Source organism: Vibrio sp. AIC-3 (genome assembly GCF_013114515.1).
In the GTDB taxonomy this organism is placed as follows: Bacteria; Pseudomonadota; Gammaproteobacteria; order Enterobacterales; family Vibrionaceae; genus Vibrio; species Vibrio crassostreae_C.
Genome location: NZ_VTXG01000001.1, coordinates 35,676 through 48,497, shown reverse-complemented (window position 1 = coordinate 48,497; position 12,822 = coordinate 35,676). Strand labels below are relative to the sequence as shown.

General features: G+C 44.5%; 12 protein-coding genes. 5 read left to right on the top strand and 7 right to left on the bottom strand.

The window, feature by feature from the left end:
* The first annotated feature begins 1 nt into the window (after nucleotide 1).
* Nucleotides 2–1,255 (top strand): carboxynorspermidine synthase, encoded by a 1,254-nt coding sequence (locus tag F0229_RS00210; RefSeq protein ID WP_017061002.1) that lies wholly within the window; start codon nucleotides 2–4, stop codon nucleotides 1,253–1,255.
* A gap of 199 nt (nucleotides 1,256–1,454) precedes the next feature.
* Nucleotides 1,455–2,594, top strand: a complete 1,140-nt coding sequence (gene nspC / locus F0229_RS00205; protein WP_017063550.1) for a carboxynorspermidine decarboxylase — start codon at nucleotides 1,455–1,457, stop codon at nucleotides 2,592–2,594.
* Nucleotides 2,595–2,667: 73 nt separating this feature from the next.
* Here nspC and F0229_RS00200 read toward each other — a convergent pair whose 3' ends face one another.
* Both F0229_RS00200 and F0229_RS00195 read right to left on the bottom strand, forming a co-directional pair.
* Nucleotides 2,668–3,180, bottom strand: a complete 513-nt coding sequence (locus F0229_RS00200) for a glycine cleavage system protein R (protein ID WP_017061000.1) — start codon at nucleotides 3,178–3,180, stop codon at nucleotides 2,668–2,670.
* A gap of 267 nt (nucleotides 3,181–3,447) precedes the next feature.
* Complete coding sequence (locus F0229_RS00195; protein ID WP_017065591.1) at nucleotides 3,448–4,356, bottom strand: DUF3943 domain-containing protein; 909 nt, start codon at nucleotides 4,354–4,356, stop codon at nucleotides 3,448–3,450.
* Nucleotides 4,357–4,566: 210 nt separating this feature from the next.
* Between F0229_RS00195 and F0229_RS00190 the strand changes: the two genes are divergently transcribed.
* On the top strand, nucleotides 4,567–5,805 hold the full coding sequence (locus tag F0229_RS00190) for a CinA family nicotinamide mononucleotide deamidase-related protein (RefSeq protein ID WP_017069172.1): 1,239 nt from the start codon (nucleotides 4,567–4,569) through the stop codon (nucleotides 5,803–5,805).
* Nucleotides 5,806–5,979: 174 nt separating this feature from the next.
* Here F0229_RS00190 and F0229_RS00185 read toward each other — a convergent pair whose 3' ends face one another.
* From F0229_RS00185 to F0229_RS00175, 3 genes are read right to left on the bottom strand one after another with little or no spacing between them, the layout of a single operon-like run.
* Nucleotides 5,980–6,825 carry a DmsC/YnfH family molybdoenzyme membrane anchor subunit gene (locus F0229_RS00185; RefSeq protein ID WP_017060997.1) on the bottom strand — a complete coding sequence of 282 codons (846 nt, stop codon included), beginning with the start codon at nucleotides 6,823–6,825 and terminating at the stop codon, nucleotides 5,980–5,982.
* Nucleotide 6,826: 1 nt separating this feature from the next.
* Nucleotides 6,827–7,447, bottom strand: coding sequence for a DMSO/selenate family reductase complex B subunit (locus tag F0229_RS00180; RefSeq protein WP_004733360.1), 621 nt, complete (start codon nucleotides 7,445–7,447; stop codon nucleotides 6,827–6,829).
* 11 nt (nucleotides 7,448–7,458) lie between these two features.
* Nucleotides 7,459–9,897 carry a DmsA/YnfE/YnfF family dimethyl sulfoxide reductase gene (locus F0229_RS00175; protein WP_017069171.1) on the bottom strand — a complete coding sequence of 813 codons (2,439 nt, stop codon included), beginning with the start codon at nucleotides 9,895–9,897 and terminating at the stop codon, nucleotides 7,459–7,461.
* A 198-nt stretch (nucleotides 9,898–10,095) separates the two neighbouring features.
* Between F0229_RS00175 and F0229_RS00170 the strand changes: the two genes are divergently transcribed.
* Together F0229_RS00170 and napF are read left to right on the top strand one after the other, a co-directional pair.
* Nucleotides 10,096–10,662 (top strand): molecular chaperone, encoded by a 567-nt coding sequence (locus F0229_RS00170; protein ID WP_171732018.1) that lies wholly within the window; start codon nucleotides 10,096–10,098, stop codon nucleotides 10,660–10,662.
* Nucleotides 10,662–11,177, top strand: coding sequence for a ferredoxin-type protein NapF (napF, locus tag F0229_RS00165; protein ID WP_171732017.1), 516 nt, complete (start codon nucleotides 10,662–10,664; stop codon nucleotides 11,175–11,177). Before F0229_RS00170 ends, napF begins: the two co-directional genes overlap by 1 nt.
* Nucleotides 11,178–11,349: 172 nt before the next feature.
* Here the strand turns inward: napF and yfaE are convergent, their stop codons facing one another.
* Nucleotides 11,350–11,628, bottom strand: coding sequence for a class I ribonucleotide reductase maintenance protein YfaE (gene yfaE / locus F0229_RS00160; protein ID WP_010438115.1), 279 nt, complete (start codon nucleotides 11,626–11,628; stop codon nucleotides 11,350–11,352).
* Nucleotides 11,628–12,761 (bottom strand): class Ia ribonucleoside-diphosphate reductase subunit beta, encoded by a 1,134-nt coding sequence (gene nrdB / locus F0229_RS00155; RefSeq protein WP_017063554.1) that lies wholly within the window; start codon nucleotides 12,759–12,761, stop codon nucleotides 11,628–11,630. The genes yfaE and nrdB overlap by 1 nt, the downstream gene beginning before the upstream one ends.
* Nucleotides 12,762–12,822: the final 61 nt, after the last annotated feature.

Below are 12,822 nucleotides of genomic sequence, written 5' to 3'. Positions count from 1 at the left end.
TATGGCTATTCTACAAATTGGTGCAGGCGGCGTTGGTTGGGTTGTTGCACACAAAGCAGCACAAAATAACGAAGTACTGGGTGATATCACAATCGCTTCTCGCACAATCGCGAAGTGTGAAAAAATCATCGAATCTATCAAGGGTAAAAACAACCTAAAAGATTCAACTAAGAAACTAGAAGCACGTTCAGTAGACGCTGATGATGTTGATGCGCTTGTTGCTTTGATTAAAGAAGTTCAGCCGGATCTAGTGATCAATGCTGGTCCTCCTTGGGTAAACATGGCAATCATGGAAGCATGTTACCAATCTAAAGTTTCTTATTTAGATACATCGGTAGCGGTTGACCTATGTTCTGAAGGCCAACAAGTACCACAAGCTTACGATTGGCAGTGGGGCTACCGTGAGAAGTTCGCTGAAGCAGGCATCACAGGTATTCTTGGTGCTGGTTTCGATCCAGGTGTGGTATCAATCTTTGCTGCATACGCGGTTAAGCACTTGTTCGATGAGATTGACTCAATTGATGTAATGGATGTGAATGCTGGTGACCACGGCAAGAAGTTTGCGACAAACTTTGACCCAGAAACCAACATGCTTGAGATCCAAGGCGATTCTTTCTACTGGGAAAATGAAGAGTGGAAACAAGTACCTTGTCACTCTCGTATGCTTGAGTTTGAATTCCCGAACTGTGGTTCTCACAAAGTTTACTCAATGGCGCACGATGAAGTTCGTTCAATGAAAGAGTTCATCCCAGCTAAGCGTATCGAATTTTGGATGGGCTTTGGTGATGCATACTTGAACTACTTCAACTGCATGCGTGATATCGGTCTTCTTAGCCCAGATCCGCTAACACTGCACGATGGTACTGTGGTTCAGCCTCTGCATGTTCTTAAAGCACTACTACCGGATCCAACATCTCTAGCTCCGGGTTACACTGGTTTAACGTGTATCGGTACTTGGGTTCAAGGTAAGAAAGATGGTAAAGAGCGTAGCGTATTCATCTACAATAACGCAGACCACGAAGTGGCTTACGAAGACGTAGAGCACCAAGCGATCTCTTACACAACTGGTGTTCCAGCGATTACCGCTGCACTTCAGTTCTTCCGTGGCGAATGGGCTGATAAAGGCGTGTTCAACATGGAACAGTTAAATCCAGATCCGTTCCTAGCAACTATGCCGGAAATTGGTCTAGATTGGCATGTTCAAGAGCTTGAAGCAGGCCAAGGTCTTCCAGTGATTCATGAGCTGAAAAAATAAGAACTGATTTCTTGTTTTGATTGCTAATTAAAGGGGACATGGATTGTTCCCTTTTCGATGATGATAGCCTTGAAGCTTTGGTATCATTTATTTTGATTTTGTAACTCACTGCGCTCGGACAGGACAAAATCAAAATAAATCACACCAAAATTGTTAATTTACCTTTCCATCTATAGATGCTGCTTGAGTGTTTACAAAAATGACGTTTAAGAAAGAAGAACTAAAAACCCCATATTTCATGATCAACGAAGACAAGTTGATTGCGAACTTAGAAAAAGCCAAGCAACTGAAAGAGATTTCAGGTGTGAAATTGGTACTTGCGCTTAAGTGCTTCTCGACTTGGGGCGTGTTTGACATCATCAAACCGTACCTAGACGGTACTACTAGTTCTGGCCCTTATGAAGTGAAATTAGGTCACGAAACTTTTGGCGGTGAAACTCATGCTTACAGTGTGGGCTACAGTGAAGATGACGTGAGAGAGGTTGCTGACATCTGCGACAAGATGATCTTCAACTCTCAAAGCCAACTTGCTGCTTACCGTCATATTGTTGAAGGTAAAGCTTCACTGGGTTTACGTTTAAATCCGGGCGTGAGCTACGCAGGGCAAGACTTGGCGAATCCAGCACGTCAATTCTCGCGTTTGGGCGTGCAAGCTGACCACATCAAACCAGAAATTTTCGATGAGATTAATGGTGTGATGTTCCACATGAACTGTGAGAACAAAGACGTCGATGCGTTTATCGGCCTGCTTGATTCAATCTCAGAACAGTTTGGTGAGCACTTAGATAAGTTGGACTGGGTGAGCATGGGCGGAGGTGTGTTCTTCACATGGCCTGGCTATGACATCGAAAAACTCGGTCTTGCGCTGAAAGCCTTCTCTGAAAAGCACGGTGTGCAGATGTATCTTGAGCCGGGTGAAGCGATCATCACTAAAACAACCGACCTAGTTGTGACAGTGGTCGATATTGTTGAGAACGTGAAGAAAACAGCGATTGTGGATTCAGCGACTGAGGCGCACCGCCTTGACACGCTTATCTACAATGAGCCCGCATCAGTATTGGAAGCATCAGAAACAGGCAGCCATGACTACGTGATTGGTTCGTGTTCATGTCTTGCGGGCGATCAGTTCTGCGAAGCGAGCTTTGATGAGCCACTTAAGATTGGTCAAAAGCTGCATCTGTTAGACAGCGCGGGTTACACAATGGTGAAATTGAACTGGTTCAATGGCCTTAAAATGCCTTCAATCTACTGTGAACGTAGCAGTGGTGAAGTTCAGAAGCTAAATGAATTCGGCTATGAAGACTTCAAACGCTCATTATCACAATGGTCAGTTAAGTAACTGAATCACAAGTTCAGAGCAATACAAAGAGCAGCTAATGAGCTGCTCTTTTTTGTTCTTTAATTTTGTTTATTTAGCTTTCAATCATCACACGAGTATCTTCACTGAGCGTTTCGAGTTCATTAACTACGTCGTCGATCTGTACTTCGATTGGCAGCTTAACGGCGATTTTTGATGTGAATAGACTTGAGCTAACACCGCCGCCACCAGCGATAAAGACGCGGTGACAATCCATATCGAGAATACTGATTCCTTGTCTATCCAATACATGAGTCACTTCGTTGACGATACCTGCTCGGTCGTTAGAGTCGAGTCTCAAGTGATGGACCGTGTCTTGAACATTGTGTGTATGATCGGAATCGACAAACTGCACGATGAGATCTGGATTGGCGCTGAACGCTTCTTTTACAATCGATTCGTTGATGGCTGGAAGTTGAACCTTTAGTACGCCTGCGACTTGGTCTTCAATAAAGTTCACTTTACTGATGAGCCATTTGCCGTCGTTTTCGTGAGTAACCGCAGCAAGCTGTTTGATTGTTGCTGGTGATGCTTTTCCGATAAAGTTTACGATAAATGTACTGTTCATATCAGCCCCCAAGGTTTCAATTATTCTTTGCTAATTAAATGTTTGATATCACGCGATAAAGTTCTTTAATTTCAGTGTAGAAGGTTACATCGAACAATGTTTGACCTAGGTCAATTTTTGAAACTAAGCTTCGATGCAAAAAAAGAGAATGAAGAGTAGGGCACAAAAAAAGCGGCTAGAGAGCCGCTTTTTAGAAGAGTTGTCACTGTGATTGATGATTCAGCAACTTATACTCAATAACTTATATTGAGTAGTACTAGAGACGAATTAGAACGTTACTTTGAAGTTCATACCAACAAACTGAGAGTCGTATGGTGCGCCAGCATCGTAAGCAAAACGTGCAGCGTCTTGGTTATCCCACCAAGGGTTAGTATTCAGGTTAACTTCTGCATCACCGCCCCATGCGTCACTTACCCAGTAGTGAATGTGTCCAACAGGGTTAAGGAAAAATAGCGACACATCACCCATGGTTTGAGAGCCCATCACTTCGCCACCTGAAGCAATGATATCCTGCTCTGCTTCTAGCATCATTTCACCGACAACCGCACCGAAGAAAGGTGTGATGAAGAGATCTTGCCATGAAGGTACTTCTGCAAACGCTTCTACGCCGTATTCCCAGAAGAACGTCGACATAGTCCAAGAGTATAAGAATGACTCAAACTCGTCGTAACCTGCGTGTCGAGCTGCGGTGTAGTAAACACCACCGAAATATGGGTGCATTACGTAGTTTAGGAAGTGTTCGTCACGGTCCCATGTTGGACCAGCAGAAACGTTATCTTTCCACTTTTTACCTAATGAGCTGATATCACGTTGGTCATCATCCCACTTAGTAATACTTTCAGGGAGCAGAGTCATTAGACCCACTGTCGCGACACTCAAGCCAAGAATGGTGTAGGTTTGACCCATTAGGTAATCCCAATCTTTCTCCTGACTCACCAACATGTGTTTTGGTTGTTGGATTGAGAAGTCGTACTCATCACTCGATTCGCTCAGTGCGTAATTGGTACTAGGCTTGTAGGTGTACAAGTTGTCATTAAAACAGTAATCTTGAGCACATTCATCCGAGTAAGAAAGGTTGATTGGCTGGTCGAAGTCGTATTGGCTTGCAACCGAGTTAACTGACATTAGCATTGAAAATGCGGCAGTAACCTTTGCTAGTAACGGTGATTTGGACACAAGGGTCTCCATGAGAAAGTTTGGAATTGATCAGGGTCACAATTATCTATTAAATGCCTGATTTAGGGAACTAATAATTTATAGCTTTTCCTAAGAAAACCTTAGGTTTAACATTATTAATATTAGTGAAAAGGCGAATTGCTCCAAATTCAACCATAGACCAGTTTGTAAATAATGCAGTGTCTTTTTATGACAACAAGGGATAGAAATATGACGAAAATCGCAATGTTAAGCACAGGTGAAGAAGTTCTTCATGGAGACATTGTAGATACAAACGCAGCTTGGATGTCTGCTGAGTTTTATCAGCATGGTTTTGCGCTTGCTAAGCGCTCAACTGTGGGTGATCAAATGAATGCTCTTGTTGAAGAACTGCTGATGCTGAGCTTTAACTATGATGTGGTTATCGTTAATGGTGGTTTAGGCCCGACAACCGATGATATGAGTGCTGCCGCCGCTGCAGCTGCTTCCGAGCAGAAACTCGTCATGTTCCCTGAATGGCTTGCTCGTATGGAAGAGATGTTCTCTGGACGTGGCATGCCAATGCCAGACAGCAACCTTAAACAAGCTTTGTTACCTGCGAGTTCAGAGATTGTCGATAACCCTGTAGGGACGGCTTGTGGCTTCAAACTGAAAATTAACGATGCGACTTTCTATTTCACGCCGGGTGTACCAAGTGAATTCAAGCGCATGGTGACGTTTGAGATTCTTCCTGACTTGTCGTGTACCTACCCTCAAGTGGTTGCCTCTGAATGCAGTCGACTGTTTACGTTTGGTTTGTCTGAGTCCGGTATCTCTGATGTTTTGGATCAACTAAAGCTGCCAGAAGGTTATGAACTTGGTTATCGCTCTTATCTGCCGTTCATTGAGGTCAAACTGTTTGGTCCTAAGGCAGACTTAGAAACTCGCGTTAAGCTTCTGCAGATGGTTTACAAGCTGCTAGAGAGTAATGTCGTTAGTGTTGATGAGCCGATGATTGACCATATTGGACACATCATGGCGGAAAAAAAGAAGACGTTATCTGTGTCTGAAGTGTCGACCAAAGGTTCACTGTCAGCGTGGCTGCAATTGAATGAGCAGATAGAAGATTGCTTCGGACACTCATGGGTGATGGCTGAGCCAAAAGAGAGCGAACTTGAAAAGAGCGATCCATTAGCCGCGACCTTTGCGCTGGCTGGAGCAACAAGAGATAAGTGCGGAACTGAATTGGCTTTGGTGACTGGTAAGCTGGAAGGCAACACATTCAGCGTTGCATTGTCGACTGAAGCAGGCGAGTGGGGGCAGGTACTTGAGTTTTATCGTCAGTACTCGCGTGAAGACCAACGCAACGTGATTAAGACCGTTGCCGCCGATATGCTGAGAAGGCATTTAGATAACAAACCGATGTTTGGTACTTATTCTTCGGTTAAGCGATTAAAAGACATGTTTATTCCAGCGGCTATCATTAAGTAGCTATGTAAGCTAACGATGTAAGCGAACTCGCTAAGTCTGTATTAAAAACGCTAGAAAAAACGAAATAAAAAGGCCCAACATCTAAATAGGTGTTGGGCCTTTTGTTTATCTAGCCTTCTAGATAACCAAACAAGCAGCGATGTTTACACGCAACTCATGTCTATAAGAACTCGATTACAAACCGCTTGTCATATGTAGGCTGTAGAACAAACCACGGCCGATTAACTCTGAAGCCAAGAACAATACTAGTGCTAAGCCAAGGTTAACTGGGTTCACTTTTGCTTTGTTCAGCATAGGTAGAATCCAAATCAACAAGCTTGCCATTAGCAGTGCCACTTGAAGAATCACATAGCTACCTAAACCATCGACTAACTCAGACGCTTTTGCCGCTGAAGTTTGGATGTCTCCGATTAGGTTCAGTTTTCCTACTGTCACAAGCAAGCTGATAGCAACAGCGATAACAGCCAACATGGTGATGTTACGGTCAACCGTAAAGCGACTGTCGTTTGCGAATACAATCACGAACTGAGATAACAGCAAGCCACCCACAACCATCGTCATGATGAAGCTCAGTGGTGTGTAGATGTTGTCCCACGTCGGTACTGTGTTGATCATGTATACGTTGATCATCGCGTACATGAAGATAACACCCAGTACCATCGCGCCAACCATCAGTGCTTTCTGGATAGCAACGCCACCTTTCTTGACTACCGACAGTAACCATTGCAGGCCACCGACAGCGAAGAATGCCGCACCGAAGAACACTTCGTTAGACAACCAAGCCGAACCTAGCTGATTAAAAGCGTTAAACGCGCGCAGTGGAGAGCCAAGGTGCGTTGTCGAGAACATGAAGCCAAGACCCATCAGTACCCATAGGATAAACATTGGAACCTTGTAGCTGTTCAGCTTCTCTTCGTCATGACCAAGTACCAGTGCACGTGCGCCAATCAGTAAGTAACCACCAACCGCAGTTTGCGCCAGCACCGTAAAGAAGATTAAAGACCACTCATGAAAAATCATCTTACACCTCCTTCGGGTTTGCTAGGTGACCGCTGGTATCGCCAGTCGGCTTCGCGTTTTTGTTCAGCTTAATCACGATGTTTGGTAGCGTTTCTGTTGAAGATGGCAGTGGAGCCACATCCGCACCAGAGCCGTACTTCTCACGAAGTGTATTGATTTCACCAAACTCCAATGCACGAAGTGGGCAAGACTCAACACAGATAGGCTGTTTGCCTTCAGAAACACGTTGGTAACAACCATCGCATTTCGTCATATGACCTTTCTTAGCATTGTATTGTGGTGCGCCGTAAGGACACGCATTGCTACAGTGCTGACAACCAATACATACGCTCTCATCAACCACAACCAAACCGTCTTCATCACGTTTGTGCATTGCGCCCGAAGGACACACTTTCACACACGCTGGGTTAGTACAGTGGTTACAAGCGATAGATAGGTAGTAAGAAAAGACATCTTTCTGAACCCAGGTATCACCATCTTGAGTGAAGCCACCACCGGCATATTCGTATACGCGACGGTAGTTCGTTTTGATGTCTAGATCGTTATAATCTTTACAAGCAAGCTGACAGGTTTTACAACCCGTGCATTTACTTGAATCAATGTAAAAGCCGTATTGTTTCATTCCAACCTACCTTATGCTTTCTTTAGCGCTTTGATTTGAACTAGGTTTGTATGCTGAGGGTTACCCTTAGCAAGTGGGCTCGGGCGCTGAGTCGTCAGCACGTTGATAGAGCCTGCATGGTCGATCTTCTGACCATCTGGTGCGTACCATGCACCTTCGCCTAGTGCGACAACTCGAGGAAGAATCCTAGGTGTCACTTTCGCTGGAATATGAACTTCGCCACGGTCGTTGAAAATACTCACCATGTCGCCGCTATCAATACCACGTTCTTTTGCATCGATTGGGTTGATCCACAACTCTTGCGGTGCTGCTGCTTTGATTTCTGCAACGTTGCCGTAAGTCGAGTGAGTACGAGCCTTGTAGTGGAAACCGGTTAGCTGAAGTGGGTACTTCTCTGCTAGTGGGTCGTTATGACCTTCGAAAGAGTCCGCGTAAATCGGAAGTGGGTGAATCACTTCGTCTTCTTTCAGCTTCCAAGTCTTCGCGATATCAGCCAGTTGCTCTGAGTAGATCTCGATCTTGCCACTTGGTGTGGTCAGTGGGTTCGCTTCAGGATCTTTACGGAAATCTTCATAAGCGATGTAGTGGTGGTCGTAGCTACGTTTGTAGATACCCAGCTCTTTCATCTCTTCGAAGGTTGGCAGTGTTGGATCGTTCTTACGAGTTTCTGCGTAAAGGTGCTCAATCCATTGCTCTTGAGTACGGCCTTCGGTGAACTCTTTTTCTACGCCCATTCGTTTCGCAAGCTGAGTACACATCTCGTAGATAGATTTTGCTTCAAACTGAGGCTCAATCGCTTTCTGCGCGTAGATGAAGTAAGGCATGTTCGCCGCTTTACCGTCCATACACCAGTCGTCTTGCTCAGACGTTGTTAAGTCTGGCAGGATGATATCGGCGTACTTCGCTGAAGACGTCATATGGTTATCAACCACGACAATCATTTCACACGCACTTTCATCTTGAAGAATCGCGTGAGTCTTGTTGATGTCTGAGTGTTGGTTAATGATGCAGTTACCTGCGTAGTTCCAGATCATCTTGATTGGGTTCTTAAGGCGCTCTGCACCGCGAACACCATCAGTGATGTCGGTCATTTCATGGTGACGGTAAATCGCGTCTGTCCACATGAACATTGAAATAGACGTTTCAACTGGGTTTGGCACGGTAGGGAAGCGCACAAATGGAATGTTGATGTCGCTTTCACGAGCGCCTGTTGAACCGCCTGATACGCCCACAGAACCAGTGAGCAGTGACAGCATCGCGATTGCACGACACGCTAGTTCACCGTTCGCAGTGCGTTGTAAGCCCCAACCTTGGTGAATCGCACATGGTTTCGCTGTGCCCATTTCACGGCCAAGCTTAACGATGGTGTCAACTGGAATACCCGTGATCTTAGAAGCCCATTCTGGTGTCTTCTCTACGCCATCTTCACCTAAACCTAGGATGTAAGATTTGTAGTCGCTGTTTTTAGGCGCTGATGCAGGAAGGGTCTTCTCATCGTAACCGACACAGTATTTGTCTAGGAACGGTTGGTCGACAAGGTCTTCAGTGATCATCACGTGTGCAAGACCCGCTACCAATGCCGCATCTGTAGAAGGACGAATTGGGATCCATTGATCTTCACGGCCACCGGCAGTATCGGTGTAGCGAGGGTCGATGATGATCGTTCTTGCGTTTGATTTGTTTTTGCTTTCAACGTAGTGGTGGATCTGGCCGCCACCAGACATACGCGTCTCAGCAGGGTTGTTACCAAACTGAATGTTAAGTTTAGTGTTCTCTAAATCAGAGAAAGAGTTGTTGTTTGCCCAACCGCCGTAGGTGTAGCTCAAGCCTTTCGTGATTTGCGCTGTTGAGTAGTCACCGTAATGGTTTAAGTAACCACCACTTAGGTTCATTAGACGAGCAATCAGCGTTTGAGCTGGTGGCCAAGATTTAGTAACCGTGCCGCCCAGCGTACCTGTACCGTAGTTTAGGTAGATAGTGTCGTTACCGTAGTCTTTGATAAGGCGTTGCATGGTGCCAGCGACTTCATCATAAGCCTCTTCCCAGCTAATACGCTTAAACTTACCTTCACCACGTTTACCCACACGTTTCATTGGGTACTTTAGGCGATCTGGGTTATAAACACGGCGGCGCATCGAGCGACCACGTAGACACGCACGAACTTGGTGATGACCGTATTCGTCAGTGCCTGTGTTGTCTGTTTCTACGTATTTGATTTCACCGTTTTGTACATGCATACGCAGTGGGCAGCGAGAGCCACAGTTTACTGTACATGCACTCCATACGATTTTCTCATCCACATTTTCAGCAACTGCAGCCGCTACTGGTTTGGATTTGAAAGGTAATGCAATACCGCCCGCAAGTGCAGCTGCACTACCTACTGCAGAGGAAGCTTTCATGAAGCCTCTTCGAGTAAGATTCATTACCCCAGATTCTTTCTTATTCGTCATTCTAAGATGCCTTTTGCTATTGATAGCTAGCACTTTATAGGTAGTTTGTTCTTTATGTATTTATTTCGAATTATTGATTGATTGGCATCAAATAAGTGTGGAATTTAAAGTTTATGAATTGAATGTATAAAATAGATCAAAGAATGAAATGAGTTAATTAATATAATTATCTTTAAACCTATAACGGTATAAATAATAATGATTATCGATACGCATAAATTATTGGGTTCGCTATTTTATCAAGCGACAAGTAAAGAACAGTTAATCACCATTGTCGAAGCTTTGGTTGAGAGCGAAGTGCTCTCGGAAGAATGCTTGCAGGCATTGATAAGTGAAGACGAAGATGCGCTCTCAGCAGAGTTCAGCCGTCTGTTTGAAGGCGTTGGAGACATGCCAGCTCCGCCTTGGGGTTCTGTGTACCTAGATAAAGACCGCGTTGTGTTCGGCGCTTCTACTGTAGAGTATCGTCAGTTTTTAGAATTGAATCAGATTGAATTAGATACGGGGTTAAGAGAGCCGGAAGATCAATTTGGTTTAATGTTATTCGCTCATGCGTATTTGTTAGAAAATAACAATTTAAATTCAGCTGGTGAATTGCTCGAAGGTCACTTATTAACTTGGTCCTCTGTTTATTTAGAAAAACTAAATAAAGCATCAGAGTTATCTTTTTATAAAAAGCTATCGGTTGATGTAATAGATTGGTTTAAGTACTTAATATCTGAATATAATTTAAACGTTGCTACTAAAAAGTTATATATCGACTAATGTCTGAACAAATAAATTCAAATAGACGCGGTTTCTTAACTCGACTTTCTAAACCGGTTAAAGCAGCCGCGAATTATGAAGAGATATCACAGCGCTTGCATGCAAGACCGCCAAGAGCGGTCGATGAGGTGCTGTTTGAGCGTCTTTGCGACGGTTGTGGATTGTGTGAACAATCGTGTCCAAATAGCGTTATTGAGATGCTAGAGGGCAGTGCGCTGCTGAATTTGGATTACAACAGTTGTTCTATGTGTAACAAATGCACTGAAGTGTGTCCGACCGGCGCACTTCATCCAACGGTCACGCCTTATATCGACCTCAAGCCGAGCTTTGCGGATAGCTGCAATAATTACATGCAAATGGACTGTTCAGCATGCCAAACGGCGTGTTCAGCTGGTGCAATACACATCGAAGTAGGAGAGTTGCCTACAGTGGACAAAGATAAGTGTAACGGCTGTGGAGAGTGCCGAAGCGCTTGTTATATTGGCTCTGTGACTCTTCACCTGACTCAGCAATAAACGTTTGGCTTTGTATGACACAAGCCAACAGGAAGATTTGGTTGAGTGATAGACGAGTCGCTTTAGATACCTAAAGACATAAATAGAAAAGGGTCCGCATTCCTAAAGGAAGCGGACCCTTTTTTGATTCTTATTGACGATATTCGAACAAAGTGACCTAAAGCCAGCTGGCTTATGCGCGTTTTTGCTTGTTTCTATGAATAACGTTACTCAGCGATAGCTCAGTCTTTGCTTTACAGATACAAGGCAATATCTCATTACCTTGCGTGTAAGCCATAGCAAAACCAACGTACTCGACCTCACCAGAATCCAACGTGCAGCGGCAAGCGCCACAGTGACCATCTCGGCAGTTGTATTCTGGCTCTAACCCAGCTTGTTCCATTGTTTCCAACAGAGTGTTTGAAGGGTTAGATTCAATTGAAGTCAGTTTGTTGATTTTGATTGTTGGCATTACAGCTCAAATCCTTCAAAGTCGTCAGCTTTTACTTCGTTGTCGATTTGGCCAACTAGGTAAGAACTGATTTCTGCTTCTTGTGGAGCAACTTGAACGTTATCTGAAGACAACCAAGCGTTGATCCATGGAATTGGGTTCGACGTTGCTGCTGGGTAAGCCGTACCTAGGCCAACAGCCTGCATACGGATGTTGGTAATGTACTCAACGTATTGGCAAAGAATGTCTTTGTTCAGACCAATCATAGACCCATCTTTGAATAGGTATTCTGCCCACTCTTTCTCTTGCTCAGCCGCTTCTTTGAATAGGTCGAAACACTCTTGCTTACACTCTTCAGCGATCTGCATGAATTCAAAATCATCTTGACCATTGCGTAGCAAGTTGATCATGTGCTGTGTACCAGTAAGGTGAAGGGCTTCATCACGAGCGATTAGCTTGATGATCTTCGCGTTACCTTCCATTAGCTCACGCTCAGCGAATGCAAATGAACATGCGAAACTTACGTAGAAACGAATCGCTTCTAGTGCGTTTACAGACATTAGACATAGGTAAAGTTTCTTCTTCAGGTCGTGAAGTGAAATCTTGACGTCTTCGCCGTTGATGCTGTGGTTGCCTTCACCGTAGCGGTGGTAGTCAGCCGTTAGCTTGATTAGGTCGTCGTAGTAGAAAGCGATGTCTTTAGCACGCTTCAGAATCTCTTCATTTTCAACGATGTCGTCGAATACTACGCCTGGATCATTCACGATGTTACGGATGATGTGCGTGTAAGAACGAGAGTGAATCGTTTCAGAGAAAGACCAAGTTTCAATCCAAGTTTCAACTTCTGGTAGAGATACCAATGGAAGTAGGGCAACGTTAGGGCTGCGGCCTTGGATTGAATCTAGAAGCGTTTGGTACTTCAAGTTAGAGATGAAGATGTGCTTTTCATGCTCAGGAAGCTTGTTGTAGTCGATACGGTCGCTAGACACGTCTACTTCTTCTGGACGCCAGAAGAAAGAAAGCTGCTTCTCGATAAGCTTTTCGAAGATTTCGAATTTTTGTTGGTCGTAACGTGCAACGTTTACCGACTGACCCAAGAACATTGGTTCTTTTAGTTGGTCATTTTTTTGCTGAGAAAAAGTACTGTAAGCCATAAATGCCTCAAATCCTTTAAAGACCCGTAATAAAACGGACCCTGTTAATGCTTTAAACCCA

Coding starts and splice junctions, on each gene's coding strand:
- F0229_RS00180 (WP_004733360.1), bottom strand. CDS start 7,447: ATGAAACAATACGGCTTTTACATTGATTCAAGTAAATGCACGGGTTGT.
- nspC (WP_017063550.1), top strand. CDS start 1,455: ATGACGTTTAAGAAAGAAGAACTAAAAACCCCATATTTCATGATCAAC.
- F0229_RS00175 (WP_017069171.1), bottom strand. CDS start 9,897: ATGACGAATAAGAAAGAATCTGGGGTAATGAATCTTACTCGAAGAGGC.
- napF (WP_171732017.1), top strand. CDS start 10,662: ATGTCTGAACAAATAAATTCAAATAGACGCGGTTTCTTAACTCGACTT.
- nrdB (WP_017063554.1), bottom strand. CDS start 12,761: ATGGCTTACAGTACTTTTTCTCAGCAAAAAAATGACCAACTAAAAGAA.
- F0229_RS00200 (WP_017061000.1), bottom strand. CDS start 3,180: ATGAACAGTACATTTATCGTAAACTTTATCGGAAAAGCATCACCAGCA.
- F0229_RS00170 (WP_171732018.1), top strand. CDS start 10,096: ATGATTATCGATACGCATAAATTATTGGGTTCGCTATTTTATCAAGCG.
- yfaE (WP_010438115.1), bottom strand. CDS start 11,628: ATGCCAACAATCAAAATCAACAAACTGACTTCAATTGAATCTAACCCT.
- F0229_RS00190 (WP_017069172.1), top strand. CDS start 4,567: ATGACGAAAATCGCAATGTTAAGCACAGGTGAAGAAGTTCTTCATGGA.
- F0229_RS00185 (WP_017060997.1), bottom strand. CDS start 6,825: ATGATTTTTCATGAGTGGTCTTTAATCTTCTTTACGGTGCTGGCGCAA.
- F0229_RS00210 (WP_017061002.1), top strand. CDS start 2: ATGGCTATTCTACAAATTGGTGCAGGCGGCGTTGGTTGGGTTGTTGCA.